We start from the raw sequence: 19,752 nt of genomic DNA on the forward strand, positions 1-19,752 counted from the left end.
TCTTTATTAAATCTTTAAAAAAGATGTGATCGAATTTACATTATGATTAAATCTGGATTAAGCAAACAATCTCATTCCGTTTCAAAGCACAATGAATTTATCTGAAAAATTTAAAATCAATGTCCCAAAGGTTGTCCACGAAATGATTGAGGGTGAAGTAGTCATCGTCAATCTAGATGGGGGAGAGTATTATAGTTTGGTGACAGTCGGAGCAGATATTTGGGAAAAACTAGCTAGAGGTCTTTCCAGAGGTGAGATTTTGGCAGAAATGGTTAGTTGCTACGACAGTAACAGCGAAACAATTGCCACCGCTGTTAACAATTTGATTACAGAATTGCAGCGCGAAAGTTTGATTAGTATTGACGCAACAGATTCAGAAAATCAAACGCATACAAATAATGATGATCTGCCAACTCAAGCTATAGAAAAGCTGAAATTTGAACCACCAACTTTAAACAAATATACAGACATGGAAGAATTGCTGGCTTTAGATCCTATCCATGATGTAGAGCCAGAAATGGGTTGGCCAAGTGCTAAGGTCTAAATTAGTAAATAGCATTTGTATAGGTTGGGTTGAGATCACAAAACCCAACATGATCAGGGTAAAAATACCAATAAAACAAAATGATTAAAACTGATATTGAAGAATCAGAAAATTCAATTCAAACAGAGCAAAAAGACCCAATTGCTTTTTTTAATTCAATTTATAAACTATACGAAAAAGCGGAAGCATCTGTAGGGGGTGCGGTTAATCGGTTTTATAATATTGGTGGGTTTAAAATTCAGTTGCGGTTTGCAGGTTCGGCTTTAATTCCTTATCAAACTCCGGCTTTAGGACATTTAGAAATTGAGCCTGTTGTTAATCCCGATTTAACAGTTTGTTTGTGGGATAGCACCTCAACCAATACTATTATGCCTCCTCCACCTTGGGGGAGAAATCATCATCATCCCAAGCGCGGAGAAATTCACGGATTTAATACTGATCGCATTCATACGAGTTTTCAATGGGGTGCATTTGCATTGAGTCTGTTGGATAGCGATCGCAATTTAGGTATTTATTGGGTAGATACAACGGAACAAATTCCCTATTGGGAAACAGGTTCACCATTAAGGACAATTTTAAATGTCTGGATGAGTAAACGGGGAATACAACTGGTTCATGGTGGTGCTGTGGGACTCCCTAGCGGGGGTGTGTTGTTGGTAGGAAAGGGAGGATCTGGAAAATCAACAACGGCTTTAACCTGTATTAATTCAGAGCTTTTTTATGCCAGTGACGATTACAGTTTGATTACCTGTGAACCAACACCAACAGTTTTTAGTATTTACAACACAGGCAAAAAAAATGCCGATGATGTAAATAGATTACCATTTTTGGCTGAAGCTATCAGTAATAGCGATCGCTTGGATTCAGAAAAAGCCGTTTATTTTATTAACGAGCATTTTCCTGAAAAAATATTGAAAAGTTGTCCCATTCGTGCAGTTTTAGTTCCGCGTATTACGGGAAAAACAGATACTTCTTTAACAGCTACTTCTGCTGCTGCTGCTTTAGCTTCACTCGTACCAAGTACGATGATTCAATTAGCGGGTGCAGGGAAAGAAGCTTGTCAAATAATGATGCAAGTCTTGAAACAAGTTCCTTGTTATTATTTAGAACTGGGGACTGATTTAGAGCAAATTCCTCAAGTGATTTTTAATCTGCTTACAAAACAATAGAAAATGGAAAATCAGAAATTATTTATTAGCGTTATTATCCCAGTTTACAACGGAGAAAAATATCTAGCTGAAGCCATTGAAAATGTCAAAAATCAGGATTATCAACCATTAGAAATTATTGTCATTGATGATGGTTCTACAGATAAAACTGGGGAAGTTGCTGCCGAATTTAAAGATAATATCCGCTATATTTATCAGGAAAATAGTGGTCCATCTGCGGCAAGAAACCGTGGGATAAAGATGGCAAAAGGTGATGTAATTGCTTTTTTGGATGTTGACGATCTTTGGTCGGATGATAAACTGCAACTACAAACAAATTACTTAGTAGAGAATCCGTTGATAGATATTGTTCAAGGGTTAATTCAACAAATGAATTTATCACAACTAACATCTGCGGAAAAACCTACTTTTGAACCTGTCTATAAACCTTACAACTATATTAATTTAGGAAGTGCAATTTATCGAAAATCAGTATTTGAGAAAATTGGTTATTTTGACGAAACTCTCAACTATGCTGAAGATGTTGATTGGTTTGTCAGAGCCTGGGAAAATGGTATACCTAAACTTCTTATAGATCAGGTAATGCTATTTTATCGAAAGCATCAAAAAAATATGACCGGGGGTAAAAATTTAGTTGAACTGGGATTCATCAAAATATACAAAAAACGTTTAGATAGAATCCGAAAAAAAGAACTATCTCCAACCAATTTTTTATTAGATATGCCAATTAATGAATACATTGGTAATCCTCCTTAAATTCAACTGCTAAAAGATTATGAAACAATCAATTGAACGTAAAGAAAATCAAAAATAAGTATGAAAAATAATCCTTTAATCAGCGTCATTATTCCCGTTTACAATTGTGAAAAATATCTATCCCAAGCCATCGAAAGTGTACTAGCTCAAACCTATCAACCCCTAGAAATTATCGTCATAGATGATGGTTCAACTGATGCTAGTGCAGAAATAGCCAAGGGATTTGGTTCTGCGGTGCAATATTGTTGTCAAGTCAACAGTGGTACTGCTGCGGCTCGTAATCGCGGCATAGAATTAGCCAAAGGTGATTTTTTTGCCTTTCTTGATGCAGATGACCTTTGGGTAGATGATAAATTAACGCGCCAAATGCTAACGTTTATAAATAACCCCAATCTTGATGTTGTATTCGGACAAGTTGAACAGTTTATTAGTCCAGAATTGGCAGAAAATCTCAAAGCCAAACTGTACGTCCCTAATAAGTTAATGCCGGGACATATTCCTTCAGCACTGCTGATAAAAAAGGACTCCTTTTTTCGGGTTGGTTTATTTGAAACTCATTGGAAATTAGCCGAATTTGCTAGTTGGCAAGTGCGTCTTACAGAGATAGGACTCCAAACAATGATGTTACCCGATTTAGTAGCAAAGCGAAGACTACATGAAACCAATAAAGGAATTCAGAAAAAACAATATCAAACTGAATATATTCAGATTCTCAAAGCATCACTAGATCGCCGACGCGCTAAGAGTTAGGATATTCAAGATTATGATAAAGACTAAGCTAAACAACATTAAAACTCGTTTCAAAGCCGCATTACAAGCCTTCCTTGACCCAGTTCCTACTCTCAAACCAAAAGTCTTTGTCAAAATAGTAGAGCCTTCAGTAGTTTTAGATAATCAGCTTTTAGCTGGAAAAAATGTCCTAATTACCGGAGCGGCAAAAAATATTGGCAGAAGTATCGCTATTGAAATGGCTAAACAAGGTGCAAATATTTTCTTTACCGATATCCATGAGGAAGGATGTTTAAACTTAGAAAAAGAATTAAATACCTATGCAGTTAAGGTAAGAGGCTTTGTTTCAGACATATCAAAACCTGAAGATATTGATTATTTATATAGCATTTTGGAAGAAAACAAAATCATAATTGATATTCTTGTCAATAATGTAGGCATTCAATTTGAAACAATGGGAATCAATAACTTAGATTTAGGAGAATGGCATCAAACTTTTCAAACTAATATATTTGGTCCTATGTATCTCACTAAACTTATCTCTAAAATGATGGTGAATAATTCTATTCAGGGTTCTATTATTTTTATGACTTCTATCCACCAAGAAACCGTTGTTCGTTGGCCTAGTTATAGTTCTTCAAAAGCAGCATTAGGCATGATTATCAAGGAATTAGCAGTAGACTTAGCCGCAGACAAAATAAGAGTCAATGGAATTGCTCCCGCTTGGGTAGCAGAAGATGAGCAAAAACAACCATTGAATATTAAGTATAGCCTGTTGCATGGTTGTAGTATCTCTCCTTGTTATATAGGTAGAGCGGCTGTTTATTTAGCCTCAGATTACTTTTCAAAATTTACGACGGGAACAGTTCTTAAAATTGATGGTGGCACAACATTATATAATTATCGTGTTGCTCAAAATCCACTTTAATAAAAAACTATTTATGGTCTTTTTCTAAACATAATGTTTCATTTTATTCAACGAATTAATAGAAAAATAAAACGAATAGCTGCAATTTTGCCCAAAAAATTAGCATCAGGTAGATTAGAGGCAAAATCTCCAACATTTAAAACCCTCTTTCCTAAAAATGCGAAAATTGAGCGCGTAGCTACAGGATTTAAATTTACAGAAGGCCCGATTTGGTTTTGTGAAGAAAAATATCTGCTATTTAGCGATATTCCTGCTAATAAAATATATAAGCTTAACCCTAATGGTCAATTAAGAATATTTAGAGAACCTAGCCATAATTCTAACGGTTTAACTAAAGATAAACAAGAACGATTGATTGCTTGTGAACACGGCACACGTCGAGTTACTCGCACAGAAAAAGATGGCTCAATTACTATTTTAGCTGATACATTTCAAGGGAAAAAATTTAATAGTCCTAATGATGTTGTTGTTAAAAGTGACGGGTTTATTTATTTTACAGATCCACCTTATGGTATCAAACCCGAACAACAGGAGCAACCAATTCAAGGAGTATATCAAATTTCACCAGATAACAATGAAATTATTATTGTTGCTGATGATTTTATCAAACCAAATGGTTTAGCATTTTCACCTGATGAAAAAAAGCTGTATATAGATGATTCAGAACGTCGTCATATCCGAGTTTTCGATGTTCAACCTGATGGAAAACTTACCAATGGACGGATTTTTTATGATATGAAAGTCGAAAAACCCGGTTTACCAGATGGAATGAAAGTAGACACACAAGGAAACATTTACTGCACAGGTGGTGGTGGTGTGTGGGTATTCAATCCTGAAGGTAATCATTTAGGAACAATTGTCACTCCAGAAGTACCTGCAAATTGTGCTTGGGGAGATGAAGATTACCAAAGTCTTTATATTACAGCTTCTACCTCTGTTTACAAAATTAGAGTTAATATTCCAGGTGTCAAAATATGATCATGAATAAGCAAGAAAAATCTGGACTTTCCCATGAGAAAATATGGCTTTTGCAAGCAGCATTATTGTCAGATAAAACGGGTTTAAATTCCTGGCAACAATGGAGAGAAACCGTTGATATTGAAAATATAGATACTGAATCTTATCGCTTATTACCTTTACTTTATCGGAATTTATCTGCACAAGAAGTGATAGATGTGCATATAGCCAGACTCAAGGGAGTTTACCGACGGACTTGGGTAGAAAACCAAGTTCTATTTCAAGTGATTACTCCCATTTTAAAATCTTTTCAAGACAAAGGAATTAAATCTTTATTGCTTAAAGATGCAGCGTTAAATCTTCATTATTACTGCGATAATGGATTACGAATGATTTCTAATTTAGAACTGTTGATTCAGCCATCAGATGCTTTAATAGGGATTAATTTATTGCAGAATCTTGGTTGGCAAGTAACAGGAAAAGTACCTCAAGAAATTCTTCCATTTTCCCAAGCGATAGGATTTAAAAACAGTTCCAATCAATCTTTTATTTTGCGGTGGCATTTATTCGCAGATGGGTTTGCAGAAAAAGCCGAACATGATTTCTGGAAAAATACAATAATTACTCAATTGGGGGAATTATCAATACATATTTTAAATCCAACAGATCAATTATTGTATATTTGTGGGGCTTTGAAAAATCAGGTGATCTCAAGTAATAGACTAGCTGATGCGGCAATTATTATCAATACTTCAGAAAATCAAATTGACTGGAAGCAATTAATTATCAAAGCTCAAGAATACCGCTTGGTTTTAGTGCTAAAAAATATGATCACAGCTTTACAGGAAATTTTAAATATTTCTATACCGTCTTCGATTTTGACAGAGATAATGAACTTATCAATTTCCCGCTTTGAAGATCGTGAATATCAGATTATGACTCAGGAGAATAATAGCGTATTAGATCGTTTGAATCTAAGATACTACCAATATGCAAGAATGGTATCTGATGAAAATGGGAAATCAAATTTTTTAGGATTTACTCAATATTTACAATATCTTTGGGGTTTAGAAAATTTGTGGCAAGTTCCTTACCATGCAACGATTAAAGGTATAAAAAGGCTAGTAGAAAAGGCTGAATCATAAAATAAAGAAACTGATAATTCAACCTTTTTGTGATTTATCCTAAATTTACTTACCTGCTGTTATTAAACCCTGATTTAAATCTTCCTTATTTCTATTAACCAAACTATTAACAGTAGAGAGAAACTCATGCTCCAAATAAGGCTTAGTTAAATAATAATTTGCCCCTAATTCATAAGCTAACTGACGATGTTTCTCCGCGCTGCGAGAAGTGAGAACCACAACTGGTTTTTTAGCAATATCTGGGTTTTGACGGATATGGCTTAATAATTCAAATCCGTTCATCCTTGGCATCTCTAAATCAGAGATAATTACTTCAATTTCTGGATGTAATTGCAATTGTTCTAAAGCCTCTACACCATTTTGCGCTTGTAATACTTGATAGCCAGATTTTTGCAAAGTCAGAGAGAGAGTTTGCCGCAGACTAATAGCATCATCTACCACTAAAATTACTTTTGGTAATTTGCTATTTCCTGACACATTAGCAGTTAGCTGTTTTTGGCTATTAGTTGCGGGAGTAGATGTAGTAATTAGAGGTGTAGAGGCAATTGCCTCTTCTGACATTGGCAAAGCTTGTTGAGTTGATGGGGGTGTCATGGGTAGCTTCATGACATCCAATGTGGCTTGCATTTCCTTAGTATCAATCAACAGAGTGCCATCAATAATTAAGATCAAGTTACCATTAGCTAAACTGCTACAACCGTAAACATATTTTGGTGGAGTAATGGAACTGCCTAAAGGTCTAATTACTAATTCTTGTTCCCCAATAATTTGGTCAACTTCTACTCCCACCATTCCCTGATTACGACGGAGTAAAATGATGGGATTTTTCAACATTCCTGCTTCTGAATTATCGGGTAAATTTTGCAGATTATTTGTACTTAGAACTGCACCATTGTAATACATTAAATTTTCTAATTTTTGCAGATTTACCATCAATTCATCGTCATCTGTATGCCAATGTAAAAATTGTTTGCCTTCAAATTCTTTGATTTGTTGAGCAGAGGGAATAACTATTTTTTCAATACTATCTTGTAGTAAAGCATAAATAACACCACCTGCCTGAACTAACATGAGTTTATCTGTAGTCATAGAAAAAGGAATTTTGAGGATAAATGTTGTTCCCTGATGAGGAGATGATTGCACAGAAATTGAGCCATTCAGTGATTGCATTTGGGTACGCACAATATCTAAACCCATACCCCGTCCAGAGATTTCACTGACTTTACCGGCTGTAGAAAATCCCGGAGCAAACATCATTTCTATCAGTTCAGACTCGCTGAGATGATGAACATAATCTTTACTATTATCATCGGGAATCAGATTCAGTTCTATGGCTCTACTGCGAACCTTTTCTAAGTTTAAACCTTGTCCATCATCATGGATTTCAATAACAGTTTGACTACCTTGATTATAGGCACGAATTTCAATAATACCTTGTGCAGATTTACCTCTTTCATGACGAATTTCTGGAAGTTCAATCCCATGATCAAAAGAATTACGTACCAGTTGTAATAGAGGATCATACAGCTTTTCCGCGATCGCTTTATCAACTAGAACCTGTGTACCAGTAAGCTTTAATTCTACCTGTTTTCCATAAACATTGGCTAAATTCTGCACCATTTGGGGAAAGCGACTCAGAATAGTTCCTAAAGGTAACATTCTCGCTTCTACCAAGTTATCTATAATATTTAGGGTTAAAGTCTGTTTTTTCTCACTGATTTGAGCAGCTTGTCTCATCAATAATTCCAGAGATTCAGAAGTTTCTTGGATTTGCAAAGTTTCTTCCATTGCTGAGTGCAATGTTAATTGAAACTCTGAATATACATCCATTTCCAAAGAATCAAAATTTACTGTACTGACTGCTTGGGTGTTGTGAGATGTGACATGATTCCCTTGTAATGGTAAATCACGTAATTGATATAAAGTAAGTTGGTGTTGGTTAAGTTGCTGACTTAATCTATCAATTAATTCTACAATTTGATCATCGTATAAAGTCCGTCTTTTTTGGTAAATTAGTAATTCACCTGTGAGGTAATTCAGCCTTTGTAGTCCTTCAACATCTACCCGCACAAAGGAAGCTTGACGGGAACTTCTATTCACAGCATCAGTAGTTTTTTCTTCTACTTGCTGATTAATATTTGGAGTATCATCTGCTGTGATTACCTCTTCACTGACTGCTGATGATGTGACACTTTCTAAATAACTATTATTTTTAACAGCTTCTCCTGTTTCTACAATTGGTATTGCGACTATTTCATCATCAGCATCTAAGATAACGTCCCCTCCCCATATTGATTCTAGAAGATTATTATTATCTTCAATTAACAAGGAAGGAACTATTTCTTTGATCACTAACAAATCCTGTAACTTAGGATGATCAAGCCAGTTTTTTTCAGCCTCAGTCACTGGTGGGTAATTTTTATATTTTTTACCTAATTCACGGATTTGCTGTCTTAAGTTTTTTATAATGGGGATAGCACTATTATAGTGTTCAACAGTATATTGGAATTTGGCAATTGCTAGAAGAATAATTAAAATGACACCACGACGATAAAGACATAAAGCTTGGTTATCTCCTTCATTTTCTATAAAGTAAAGAAATTGTTGTAGCCAATCTTCTAAATAATTTACGGGATATTTTTGAGTAAGTGGAGGAATTAATAAAGATAGATTCAGTTCTAATTCTGGTATTTCTTTGTAGTGGTTAAACCAGCCAAAAATATAGCGAATTACTTTTAAATAAAACTTGGCATGAACTGGTTTTAAAGGTTCATGATTACCATTACTAAGTGTAATTAGAAACTGATAGAATTCAGTGGTAATATTAAAAAATCTCTCAGCATAAGATTTATCTATAGATGTAATTGCCGACTCATGTTTTGGTATTCTTGCCAAAGAACTGGTTGTTGTGACAGAAGACGAATAATCATCGTTGACATTTACCAGCGCTTGCAATTCTAGAGATGGTGAGCCTCCAGAGGTACGATCTCCTTCTAAAACAGCTATTTGTGCGGCTTTTAAATCAGTAAAAGCGATTTTTGCAATTTCTAATATATTTTGGGGATTTGCATCTACAGCCGCCATAATTGTGCGTGCTAGTGATTGCAATCCTGGGAGATTTAAAGATTCTGCCAAACCGATAAATACTTCACTTTGAGAATGTAATAATTCACAAAACTCAGGATTATTTGGTGGATGACTAAGAGCTTGACTCAGAATATCTAGACGTTGTTTTACTCCAACTTCAAAAATAGATTTAACAATATCAAATCCCAACTCTTCCGATGTCGGAATATGGGTTTCAGTCCCAAAAGCATCCCCTAACTTTTCTTGAATTTGGGCAAATGCTGTAGTAGCTCGATTTAAAAGCCCGTCAGCATTAATATTACTGTTGGTAAGTTCGGCTGTAACTGCTAATTGCAAACATTCATAACCTTCTACAAGCATAGCTTGTAATTCACCATCAATAACTACATTGGGATTATATAAAGCCTTAAATATATCTTCTAAAGAATGGGCAATTGTCATGATGGTATCGAGTCCAACATTGGCTGCTCCACCCTTAATTGTGTGTGTTGCCCGCATTAAATTATGTACTTTAGCTGTACTAGAACTTTCAACTAAAGTAAATAAATCTTGTTCAATAGTTTGTAACAATTCTGGTGCTTCACCCAGGAAATAGGCATAGCCTTGTTCACGAATTGCTGGATCTGTAATCATAATTTTTGCTTTTAGATTTTAGTAATTATTTTAAATTGGGGACTGGGGGACTGGGGACTGGGGACTGGGGATTGGGGATTGGTAATAATTTCTTACCAATTACCAATTACCCATTACCAATTACCAATTACCCAATCCCTTACTTGACTTTAAACTTACTAGCAGTTGCTAATAAATCCTGTGCCATTCCGGTTAAGCTTTGGAAGACATGGGCAATTTCTTGAGATTCTCCAAAGGTTTTGTTAGCAATTTCAGCCACATCATTCATGGATTTAGTAACTGTACCAGATTGCTGCATTTGGATTTGGGTGGCTTCAGTAATGCGTTCAATTAATTGACTAATTTCCGCAGTAGCTGAAACGATAGCATTAAGGTTTTGGCGAGTTTCATTAACTAAGTTTGTTCCTTCGACAACTTGCTGAATCCCTGTTTCCATTGCCACTGCAACTTCCCCAGTTTCTGCTTGAATCTCCTGAACTAATTTTTCAATTTCGATGGTTGCTGATGCTGACTGACGAGATAAAGACCGCACTTCATCAGCTACCACTGCAAAGCCTTTACCATATTCACCAGCCCTAGTGGCTTCAATAGCCGCATTCAAAGCCAGAACGTTGGTTTGAGTCGCAAAGCTACTAATCAAATTTACCACTTTGGAGATTTTTTGAGATGACTCACTCAGCCGTTTAATCTTTTTGCTGGTTTGAGCTACGGTTTCTCGAATGGCTTGAATAGCATTGACTGTTTCATTCATAGCGGTATCGCCAGAATCTACAGTTTTGTTGGCTTGTTGAACAGCTATCTGCACTAATTGGGCGTTGTTAACTACCCCTTGGGTAGAGTTTACCATCTGTTGCAAATCACTCAAAGCCTTAGTGATTTCGTCAGATTGTTGTTTAGCTAAACCAGTCAATCCTACTAGGGAGGTACTGCTGTTAGTAGAGGTTTCGGCTACTTTTTGGGAAGATGACTGTACCTGAATAACGATTTGCTGTAGTGCTTTGAGAGTCCCGTTATAAGCATCAGCAATTGTTCCTATTTCGTCCTCTGTAATGGGAGCGCGGACTGTTAAATCTCCTTTGAGAGCAGGGCTGACAGCCATGAGCAGTTGAATGGAACGTTGTTGGAGTAGTTCTTTAGCTGCTTTTTCTCTAGTTGCTGCGTCTGATAGTTTGGCGGATTGGGTTTGTAGTTGTTGCAAGAATTCTGTTTGTTGCAAAGCTAATCCTAATTGATCACCAATCCGCGCTAACAAGTTGGTTTCTGACTCTTGCCAATGACGGGTACTAGAGTTTTGATAAACCGCCAATAATCCCCAAAGTTTTTCCCCAAATAGGATGGGGACAATTGCATAGGCTTTGGCTTCAAACCCTTCGAGGATTTCAATGTAGCAAGTATCAAAGCTGGCTTGATAAATGTCACTGACTATTAATTTTTGACCTTTCTTATAATCACCGCCGTTCATTGCTTGTAAACAGGGGTCATCAAAGGCGGTTTTATGTTCAGGTGTAACTAGTTTTATCCAACCTGTAGCGACTGATTCAGCGACAAAGTGACCACCCCAATCAGATGTGAATTTATAGACAGCGGTGCGATCACATTTGAATAGTTGGCGGATATCCTGAGTTGTGGATTTGAAAATTTCCTCAATTCCTGAAGTTAAGGATTGACGAATTTGGTTAACTATCTTGGAGAAAGTTTTTTCCTGTTCAAGTATTTGAGCGATTTTTGCAGATTGCTGCTTTAATCTATCTAAATAATCAACTTGGGATTTAGCCAGGCTAAATTGTAACCCGATTTGAATTAAAAAGTTGACTTCTGAAGGTTGCCATTCACGGGGTGCAGAATTTTGATAAGCTGCTAATAAGCCCCATAATTTTTCTTCAAAGAAGATTGGCACGATCATGTAGGCTTTAGCTTCAATCTGTTCTAAAATTTCCACGTGACATTGAGCATGGCCGACTTGGTAGATGTCATTCACAACAAAGGTTTCACCCTTAGCATATCTACCACCTTGGGTTTCTTGCAGGTGGGTATCTGGCCACACCATTTGGAATTCTGGTGTAACTATTTTTGTCCAACCACTAGCCACTGATTCAGCGATAAATATACCACTCCAATCAGGGTGAAATTGATAGACTCCGACGCGATCGCATTTTAACGCTTGACGAATTTCTTGAGTGGTGTTTCTGAAGATTTCTTCTACATTTGTCGCTTGTCTAATCCGGTTAACAATTTTATTAACCGCTTTTTCTTGTTCGACTAATTTAGCTAATTCTTCTGATTGATCCTGTACTTTTTGCACAAAATCAACTTGTGATTTTGCTAGGCTAAATTGCAAGCCAATTTGATTCAAAAAGTTAACTTCTGAGGTTTTCCATTCACGAACACCAGTATTTTGATACGCTGCTAACAAACCCCATAATTTATCACCAAAGATAATAGGGACAATCACATAAGCTTTGGCTTCAAATTGTTCCAATATCTGAATATGGCAATCAGCCAACCCTATGGCATAGGTGTCATTGACAACAAAGGTTTCGCCCTTGGCATATCTACCACCTTTAGTGTCCTGTAAGTAAGTATCGTCCAAAACCGTTTTGATATTTGGTCCGACTAATTGCGTCCAACCCACACCTACTGACTCGTAGACAAATTCACCACCCCAGTCTGGTTTAAATTGATAGACTGCGACACGATCACATTGCAGAGCCTGGCGAATTTCTTGGGTAGTTGTTTTGAATATTTCTTCTACATCTAAGGATTGACGAATGCGGTTAACAATCCTATTGATGGCTTTTTCCTGTTCAGCCGCTCGTGCTAATTTTTGTACATAATCTATTTGGGTTTTAGCCTGGCTAAATTGCAAACTGACTTGAGATAAAAAGCTAACTTCTGAAGGTTGCCATTCACGAGGTTCAAAGTTTTGATAAGCTGCCAATAAACCCCACAATTGATCCTCAAAGAAAATCGGCACATTGATATAGGCTTTGGCTTCAAACTGCTCTAATAATTCCAAGTAGCAAGGGGTAATATTTGCTGTGTAGATATCATTGACTGCAATGGTTTCCCCTTTAGCAAACCGCGCTCCTTTGGTTTCTTGAAAATAAGTATCTTCGATGATATCTTTGGGGTCTGTAGTAACTAATTTATTCCAACCACTACTAACTGATTCCGCCACAAACTTACCGCTAAAGTCAGGGTGAAATTGATAAACTGCAACCCGATCACACCGCAAAGCTTGACGCATTTCCTGGGTAGCAATTTTAAAGATTTCCCCCATATCGGAAGACTGACGGATGCGGTTAACAATCTTAGTTAAAGCCTTTTCTTGTTTGCTAATCTGAGTTATTTGTTCATTTTGCTTTTGTACTTGTCCCAGATATTCACCTTGGGAAACAGCCACACCAAACTGTGAACCAATCTGATTTAAAAAGCTAACTTCCCAATCTTGCCATTCCCGCGCTCCAGTATTTTGATAAGCTGCGAGTAAACCCCATAATTTTTCCCCAGAGAAGATGGGAGAAATTATATAAGCTTTGGCTTCAAACTGTTCTAAAATATCAATGTGACATTGGGCTAAACCTACTTTATAGGTGTCATTAACAACAAAGGTTTCTCCTTGAGCATATCTGCCACCTTTGGTTTCTTGCAGGTGGGTATCTTCCCAGACCATTTTATAACCGGGAGTTACCACTTTTACCCAATTATTTCCCACTGCTTCGGAGACAAATTGACCACTCCAATCATCATTAAAACGATAGACACCAACGCGATCACATTTCAACAATTGGCGGACTTCTTGAGTGGTGGTTTGAAAGATTTTTTCTACATCTGGCTGTTGTAAAATCTTGGTAATAACTTTCGCTGCTGATTGCTTGGCTAGGGAAGATTGTTTGAGTTCTTTTTGTAACTTAAATCCCTGGACTCTATAAGTAATTTCTGTGGCAATTTGTGATAAAAGTGTGGTTTCTGTTTCTTGCCATTGTCGGGGTAATCCACAACTATGAACTACCAATAAACCCCAAACTTTACTATCAACAAAAATTGGTAAACTTAAACTAGCTCTAACTTGAAATTTTTCTAGTAGCTGCTTTTGGTAGGGGGTAACTTGAATTTGATTGATATCGTCAATAACTACAGGTTCTAGATAATCTAGACTTGTATAAACACCAAACAAAATAGCTGCCAGATTTTCATTAATAGCCGGAGTCCAACCGGTGGCTCTTGATTCAGCTAATACTGTTCCGATATCATCTGTGGTAAACTGATAAATTAAGACGCGATCGCACAATAATTTCTCTCTAACTTCTGCCACTGTTACAGGTAATAACTTCTCGATATCTGCAACTTGACGCATTCGGGTTGTTATTTCCTGAAACCGCTGTCTCCAGATTTTGAATTCTTGAGCAATTAAACTTTTACTAGATGAATCATAATTAGCACCGTTGCCTAAATTGCCATTATCTTTTTTCTTTTCTTCGCTTTGTGCTGTACTAAAAACATTTCCAGCATCTTCATTTTGATTTTGATATAAAGTCGTCATGCCATTAACCTCAATAATTATATTAGTGAACTGGGGATTGGGGACTGGGGACTGGGAACTGGGGACTGGTAGTTTTATTCCTTCTTCTTCCTCTTTCTTTCTCCTGACTCCTGACTCCTTCTTCAGTTATGTGTTGTCCACATAGCAGTTTGCAGAATTGCTGAAGCATCTAAATTGAAAATCATTTGTTCAGAATCATTAATAAAATACCCCCGCAAGAATGGTGTCATTTCTGGATAGAATACCTCTCCAGATGGTTGTTTCATTTGCTGAGTATCCAACCAATCAATATCTATGAGTTGACGGATTAATATTCCCAAATACTTGCCTTCATTCTCTAAAACTAACACCATCATTTTTGAGAGAAAATTTGACCCTTGTAAAAGTGGTGGATAACCTAGCATTTCTTCTAAATCAACCAACCACAACATTTCACCCCGCCAGTTATAAATCCCCACAACACAATTAGGCATTTGTGGAACACCACATATTTCTGTTAGTGGTATTTGCACAACTTCTGTAATTTGTTCTAGGGGAATTATCGCTGTATCTCTGACTCCCAAAGAAAAGCTTAAAAATTTTTGTTTGGTTTCCAAAATTAATTTCCCTTGCCCTAGATAATTCTTTTTAGTCACTATCAATTAGTGACTAATCAACAATTTACGATTTAATCAATCCTTTCAAAGTCCGCATCAATTCTTCCTTATCTACTGGTTTAGCTAAATAAGCATCTGCACCTAACATATTTCCCCACATTTTATCTACATCACTACTTTTAGTAGAACAAAAAACTATAGGAATGTTTCTAGTTTCGGCATTATCTTTTAATTCCCGACAAATTTCATAACCGCTTTTGTCAGGTAAAATTACATCTAAAACTATTACATCTGGTTTAGTGCTACCTAGTTTAGATTGTGCTTCTGCACTACTCGTGGCACAAACCACAGAATAACCAGCCTTTTGTAAGTATAGACTGATAACTTCCATATCAGTTATGCCATCTTCCACCACTAGAACCGTACTCATGATAATTACCTATTTAATTCTTTTAAGAATGTTAACAAAAATTGAAATATGTCCTTAGACAGATCAAATATACACTCTTTAGTGTTTTATTCTATCCCATTTTATACATTGTATAGATATTTCTCCATTAGAGATAAGTATTCAACATAAATTAACACACCTAATCATGAATTTAGGTTTGATAAATTATTCTTAAAAAGACTTGATGCTGGTTGTAACCAGGAAAATTATCACTAATTAACACTGTTAATCTTAACACCATTTTATCAGGACTATCTCCGTAAAAATCATGATTTTTTCCAGATATCTAAAATATAAAAGATAAAAGTCTGTAAATACTGACCATCAGGTATATTGCCTACTGTAGAGAATGATTAAGGTTATAAATTGTTTTCACTGGCAATTTCTACATTAGCTTCATTGTTATTGTTTGATAAAGTCGGCATACGTAAATATTTACGGACTACATTCATAACCCGATCAGCCACTATTGGTTTAGAAATAAAGTCTGTGGAACCAACCACTTTGGCACGCACCCGATCTACTAAGCCATCATTACCAGTTAAGATAACTACTGGTGTCTCCGCAAAGGCGGAAATTCGGCGTAATTGTGTACAAATTTCATAACCACTGGCTATGGGCATAATTAAATCCAGGAAAATCAAATCTGGCTTTTCTTGGATAATAATCGGTAAGGCTTGGACAGCGTCTTGAATTTTAATAAATCTCAGTCCATGAGCCGTCATAATTTCTTCTAAAATTTTACACACCTGGGGACTGTCATCAACACAGGCTACCAGCGGCGGAACTTCATTTCTGCGACGCTTGGGGGTGGAACTACCAGGTTCAGTAACTATTAAGGGTAAATCAGGTACTTTTACTAATTCAATGATGCCTTTCAGGATATAGGGAAGCAGGGAGCGAGCAACAGGCATCACATCTTGTTTCATTCTCAGTGCTAACTCCCGCAAGGTGAATTTACCATTGATTAAACTGACAAAATTCCTGTATACGGATGGATTTACCAGTTGCTGTAGTTGTTCAGGTCGGCGTAGAATTGGCGAGAAATTGGGAGAAATATTTGCTAATCCAGCTTGTGACCAAATTGACCATGTTTCTTGCATTTGCTTGATGGACATATCGGCACTTGTGAAGCTCATAGGCATTTCTAAGATTACCTCCTGACTGCGACTACAAGTCATCGAGGCAAAATCTACTTCCTGGGCGAGATCAAAAAATAACTCGGCTATAGTGCTTTCGACAATGGCATGAATTTTTTCTCTTTGGATTTTCTGTCTTTTGTATAAAATCTCTAAAAGATTATAATCCCAATAGTCTATGGCTATGTCTTCATAACGACAGCGCATTTTATCTAAATCAATCCCAGGAGAATATTGAGCTATATTTCTGCGCCAACGTCTGAAGGGGTGATCGCTACCTGTAGCCCAGACTATTCGTCCCAGACGATAATAAAAAGTCCATCGCCGCCCTTTAGAACTCTGGATATTTAATTGTCCGTTGTATTGTAACTGAGTACACTTTTTAAACTCATTGAATAGGTTTTGCGTTTCTATTACATCTAGGTTGGTCATCATTATTTTCCTAAGAATTTACTGATTAATTTTTGGTAGAAATAAATACTGAATTTTTGAGTGAAAATCTGATAATTTAATCAAGGTATTAACAACACCCAACTGAACTGTCATCTAGATTTTGCTTATATATAACATTCTCTAACCTTTAGGATACCAGTAAATATTAAAAAGTATAAGAAAGTATAACATTGATATAATCCTTGACACTTAGTGTGCTAATGTGGCAGATAGCAACAGGAAGATACACTGATTTATAATTTATTTTACTAAATTCCCATGTAACATTATATTCATTTTTGCCCTGGGATTATATCCGTAAAAATGCTTATTTTGAAACCTTGGGGCATGGGGACACAGAGTAAAATGATTACAGACAGTGATCATAAAACATAGCTCTAGCCTAAGCTGTCGCAGATATACGCCATCCTGCGCTATTAAACGCCCTGATATCTTGTAACTCTGTCCCCTGTTCTAGTTATTCAAATCATGATTATAGGTGGTAACAGCTAGTCTGAGATTGCCCAGATGATCGGCTAGTAGTTGTTTTCCAGCTTCTTGGTCTAAACCAGTCCAGTGCATTAATAATGCTAACTTAACCCATTTACCACTACGTTCTAGTAAAAAACCAGCGGCTTCTCTACTTAAACCCGTGAGGTCTTGTAAGATACGCAAGGCGCGATCGCGTAATTTTTGATTAGTGACAGCGACATCAACCATCCGATTACCATACACCTTGCCTAGTTTCACCATTACCCCTGTCGAAAGGGTATTTAAAGCTAATTTTGTGACTGTTCCCGCTTTTAAGCGAGTAGAACCAGCTAAAATTTCTGGCCCTGTTAACAAGCGAATGTCAATATCAGCTTCGATACTAACTTGTTCTGCGGGAACACAGGCTATAAAAATAGTGATTGCCCCCCGTTGACGAGCCGCATTAATAGCACCGTGAACAAAAGGCGTTGTTCCCCCAGCCGTGATGCCAACGACTACATCCAGTTGGGTGATTTGTCGTTGAGCGATCGCTGTTTCCCCATCTTCCGACCGATCTTCTAAATCCTCGGAACTGCGGACTAATGCTCCAGCACCACCGGCAATAATCCCTTGGACTAATTCGCTCGGAGTGCAGAAAGTAGGGGGACACTCGGCAGCATCTAATACCCCTAATCTCCCACTTGTTCCTGCACCCACATAAAATAACCGTCCCCCTTGACGCAGCCTTGCCGCTGTCAGGTCAATAGCTGCTGCTAACTGAACTTTAGCTCCTGCTACCGCTGCTACAGCTTTTTGGTCTTCGCTATTAAATAACTCCACCAATTCTAAAGAGTTGAGTTGGTCTAAATTGAGACTATTGGGATTAACTTGTTCGGTGAGCAGATGCCCGCGTTCCTGGAAATTTGTCATGTCTTATGTATCCTCTGTCAGTGGTCAGTAGTCATTTGTCATTTGCCCATGACTAGTGACTAATGACAAATTAAAATTATAATAAGCCTTCTAGCTGGCGACGAATGCTGTCTAAATCAGAATTAGCAACTTCTGGAGCAGACGGAATGGGAGGGAAGAAGTCTTCATTAGTATCCTCTATTTCTGGTTCAGCTTGCCAATCTGTTTGTTCTACATTCGTTTCTGGTGGAATCACTAATTCACTGTTTTCATTGACAATTTCCCATTCATAGCCAGTGCTTTCGCAAAATTCCTTCACATCATCAGCATTCATCATCTCCACTGTAGGGACAGCGAAGTCTTGAGCTTCTAACATCAAAGCATAGCGAGTGGCATCGTCTTCTGTTTCAAACATGAGGATTTTATTGCCTTCTATCCCTTGAGCATTGCTAATCCGAATGCTGTGAATCCCCTCATTATCAGTACCAGCATTGAAAATCAGTACAAAAACACGCATTATCCATCCTTTAATCAGTTCTATAACTTATAAGAAACTAGGCTGAAAACCCCGGAATTGACACCTGAAAATCCAAAAAGTTTTTAGGTGTCAATGTCTTTTAAGCCGGGGATGAAAGCCAATTAGAGGCTTTAGCCTCCAGTGACTTGTGTTATACTATTTGTAACAGGAAAGGTAATCAACCTGTCTAAAAACCTAACTGCTTAACGGCAATCTGTACCTTGACAATTAAATCTATGCGGTTCTACTGCATTATTCTAGTTTCCTCCTAGCAGTAGGTAAAAGATTTATAGGGGCTAGACGAATCAGAATTTTGAAACAGGAAAGTTTCATCCTCAACAGGACTTGCAGTCATGCAACTACGGTCGGGCAGACCGAAAGTTAACGCTTGGAAGCCAGTGCGTTGGGCGGGTTTCCCGACTTGAAGCAACTGGCGTGGAGAGTCCCACCTCTGAGCTAGATAACGCAAGGAGTCTAGTTTAAGTGGTCTCGTTGAACCAAGAATCCCCGTTTCTTTAGACCGGGGAGTGTCAAATTAAAGTTCTAGGTTGTCCATTCATGAAAATCTCCAAATAATTTTTGTGCGCTTGTCGAAAATTAGGCATAGACCAAAAGATATAATTCTCCGCTTTTACAAAAATCCCGGCGGCAATTTTTGCCATCATGCCGCTATACTCTAATAGTTAAACGCAAAATGATGTCAAAATTAATTTATATCCCCAGCACTGTAGACAAAACTGAGTGTT

Annotated in this window: 15 protein-coding genes; 7 read left to right on the forward strand and 8 right to left on the reverse strand. The window is 37.1% G+C overall.

From position 1 onward, the window contains the following. Positions 1–91: 91 nt before the first annotated feature. The 7 genes from FJR11_RS04125 to FJR11_RS04155 all read left to right on the forward strand — a co-directional run bounded on the left by FJR11_RS04125 (position 92) and on the right by FJR11_RS04155 (position 6,228). Positions 92–544 carry a PqqD family protein gene (locus FJR11_RS04125; RefSeq protein WP_168502452.1) on the forward strand — a complete coding sequence of 151 codons (453 nt, stop codon included), beginning with the start codon at positions 92–94 and terminating at the stop codon, positions 542–544. A gap of 80 nt (positions 545–624) precedes the next feature. Continuing rightward, a complete protein-coding gene (locus FJR11_RS04130; RefSeq protein WP_168502453.1) occupies positions 625–1,713 on the forward strand; it encodes a serine kinase in 1,089 nt (362 codons plus the stop codon). Between the two features lie 3 nt (positions 1,714–1,716). Continuing rightward, positions 1,717–2,469 (forward strand): glycosyltransferase, encoded by a 753-nt coding sequence (locus FJR11_RS04135; RefSeq protein ID WP_168502454.1) that lies wholly within the window; start codon positions 1,717–1,719, stop codon positions 2,467–2,469. Between the two features lie 60 nt (positions 2,470–2,529). Then, positions 2,530–3,219 carry a glycosyltransferase family A protein gene (locus tag FJR11_RS04140; RefSeq protein WP_168502455.1) on the forward strand — a complete coding sequence of 230 codons (690 nt, stop codon included), beginning with the start codon at positions 2,530–2,532 and terminating at the stop codon, positions 3,217–3,219. A 13-nt stretch (positions 3,220–3,232) separates the two neighbouring features. Continuing rightward, positions 3,233–4,126, forward strand: a complete 894-nt coding sequence (locus tag FJR11_RS04145) for an SDR family NAD(P)-dependent oxidoreductase (protein ID WP_168502456.1) — start codon at positions 3,233–3,235, stop codon at positions 4,124–4,126. A gap of 33 nt (positions 4,127–4,159) precedes the next feature. Further along, complete coding sequence (locus FJR11_RS04150; protein WP_168502457.1) at positions 4,160–5,104, forward strand: SMP-30/gluconolactonase/LRE family protein; 945 nt, start codon at positions 4,160–4,162, stop codon at positions 5,102–5,104. A 2-nt stretch (positions 5,105–5,106) separates the two neighbouring features. Further along, complete coding sequence (locus tag FJR11_RS04155; RefSeq protein ID WP_168502458.1) at positions 5,107–6,228, forward strand: nucleotidyltransferase family protein; 1,122 nt, start codon at positions 5,107–5,109, stop codon at positions 6,226–6,228. Between the two features lie 45 nt (positions 6,229–6,273). Here the strand turns inward: FJR11_RS04155 and FJR11_RS04160 are convergent, their stop codons facing one another. The 8 genes from FJR11_RS04160 to FJR11_RS23730 all read right to left on the reverse strand — a co-directional run bounded on the left by FJR11_RS04160 (position 6,274) and on the right by FJR11_RS23730 (position 19,671). Further along, positions 6,274–9,948 carry a hybrid sensor histidine kinase/response regulator gene (locus FJR11_RS04160; protein ID WP_168502459.1) on the reverse strand — a complete coding sequence of 1,225 codons (3,675 nt, stop codon included), beginning with the start codon at positions 9,946–9,948 and terminating at the stop codon, positions 6,274–6,276. Between the two features lie 139 nt (positions 9,949–10,087). Further along, a complete protein-coding gene (locus tag FJR11_RS04165) occupies positions 10,088–14,491 on the reverse strand; it encodes a GAF domain-containing protein (RefSeq protein WP_168502460.1) in 4,404 nt (1,467 codons plus the stop codon). A gap of 122 nt (positions 14,492–14,613) precedes the next feature. Further along, positions 14,614–15,087 (reverse strand): chemotaxis protein CheW, encoded by a 474-nt coding sequence (locus FJR11_RS04170; RefSeq protein WP_168502461.1) that lies wholly within the window; start codon positions 15,085–15,087, stop codon positions 14,614–14,616. A gap of 64 nt (positions 15,088–15,151) precedes the next feature. Then, positions 15,152–15,517, reverse strand: a complete 366-nt coding sequence (locus FJR11_RS04175) for a response regulator transcription factor (RefSeq protein WP_168502462.1) — start codon at positions 15,515–15,517, stop codon at positions 15,152–15,154. 380 nt (positions 15,518–15,897) lie between these two features. Continuing rightward, positions 15,898–17,109, reverse strand: coding sequence for a response regulator (locus FJR11_RS04180; protein ID WP_168502552.1), 1,212 nt, complete (start codon positions 17,107–17,109; stop codon positions 15,898–15,900). Between the two features lie 474 nt (positions 17,110–17,583). Next, positions 17,584–18,510, reverse strand: coding sequence for an N-acetylmuramic acid 6-phosphate etherase (murQ, locus tag FJR11_RS04185; protein WP_168502463.1), 927 nt, complete (start codon positions 18,508–18,510; stop codon positions 17,584–17,586). Positions 18,511–18,586: 76 nt separating this feature from the next. Then, positions 18,587–19,006 carry a DUF3110 domain-containing protein gene (locus tag FJR11_RS04190; RefSeq protein WP_168502464.1) on the reverse strand — a complete coding sequence of 140 codons (420 nt, stop codon included), beginning with the start codon at positions 19,004–19,006 and terminating at the stop codon, positions 18,587–18,589. A gap of 530 nt (positions 19,007–19,536) precedes the next feature. Next, positions 19,537–19,671 (reverse strand): hypothetical protein, encoded by a 135-nt coding sequence (locus FJR11_RS23730; RefSeq protein WP_256366768.1) that lies wholly within the window; start codon positions 19,669–19,671, stop codon positions 19,537–19,539. Between the last annotated feature and the right edge of the window lie 81 nt (positions 19,672–19,752).

Source organism: Anabaena sp. UHCC 0187, assembly GCF_009712035.1.
In the GTDB taxonomy this organism is placed as follows: Bacteria; Cyanobacteriota; Cyanobacteriia; order Cyanobacteriales; family Nostocaceae; genus Dolichospermum.

Excerpts from the sequence above, each read along its gene's own strand:
- FJR11_RS04125 (WP_168502452.1), top strand. The coding sequence starts at position 92 with ATGAATTTATCTGAAAAATTTAAAATCAATGTCCCAAAGGTTGTCCAC.
- FJR11_RS04130 (WP_168502453.1), top strand. The coding sequence starts at position 625 with ATGATTAAAACTGATATTGAAGAATCAGAAAATTCAATTCAAACAGAG.
- FJR11_RS04135 (WP_168502454.1), top strand. The coding sequence starts at position 1,717 with ATGGAAAATCAGAAATTATTTATTAGCGTTATTATCCCAGTTTACAAC.
- FJR11_RS04140 (WP_168502455.1), top strand. The coding sequence starts at position 2,530 with ATGAAAAATAATCCTTTAATCAGCGTCATTATTCCCGTTTACAATTGT.
- FJR11_RS04145 (WP_168502456.1), top strand. The coding sequence starts at position 3,233 with ATGATAAAGACTAAGCTAAACAACATTAAAACTCGTTTCAAAGCCGCA.
- FJR11_RS04150 (WP_168502457.1), top strand. The coding sequence starts at position 4,160 with ATGTTTCATTTTATTCAACGAATTAATAGAAAAATAAAACGAATAGCT.
- FJR11_RS04155 (WP_168502458.1), top strand. The coding sequence starts at position 5,107 with ATGAATAAGCAAGAAAAATCTGGACTTTCCCATGAGAAAATATGGCTT.
- FJR11_RS04160 (WP_168502459.1), bottom strand. The coding sequence starts at position 9,948 with ATGATTACAGATCCAGCAATTCGTGAACAAGGCTATGCCTATTTCCTG.
- FJR11_RS04165 (WP_168502460.1), bottom strand. The coding sequence starts at position 14,491 with ATGACGACTTTATATCAAAATCAAAATGAAGATGCTGGAAATGTTTTT.
- FJR11_RS04175 (WP_168502462.1), bottom strand. The coding sequence starts at position 15,517 with ATGAGTACGGTTCTAGTGGTGGAAGATGGCATAACTGATATGGAAGTT.
- FJR11_RS04180 (WP_168502552.1), bottom strand. The coding sequence starts at position 17,109 with ATGACCAACCTAGATGTAATAGAAACGCAAAACCTATTCAATGAGTTT.
- murQ (WP_168502463.1), bottom strand. The coding sequence starts at position 18,510 with ATGACAAATTTCCAGGAACGCGGGCATCTGCTCACCGAACAAGTTAAT.
- FJR11_RS04190 (WP_168502464.1), bottom strand. The coding sequence starts at position 19,006 with ATGCGTGTTTTTGTACTGATTTTCAATGCTGGTACTGATAATGAGGGG.
- FJR11_RS23730 (WP_256366768.1), bottom strand. The coding sequence starts at position 19,671 with ATGATGGCAAAAATTGCCGCCGGGATTTTTGTAAAAGCGGAGAATTAT.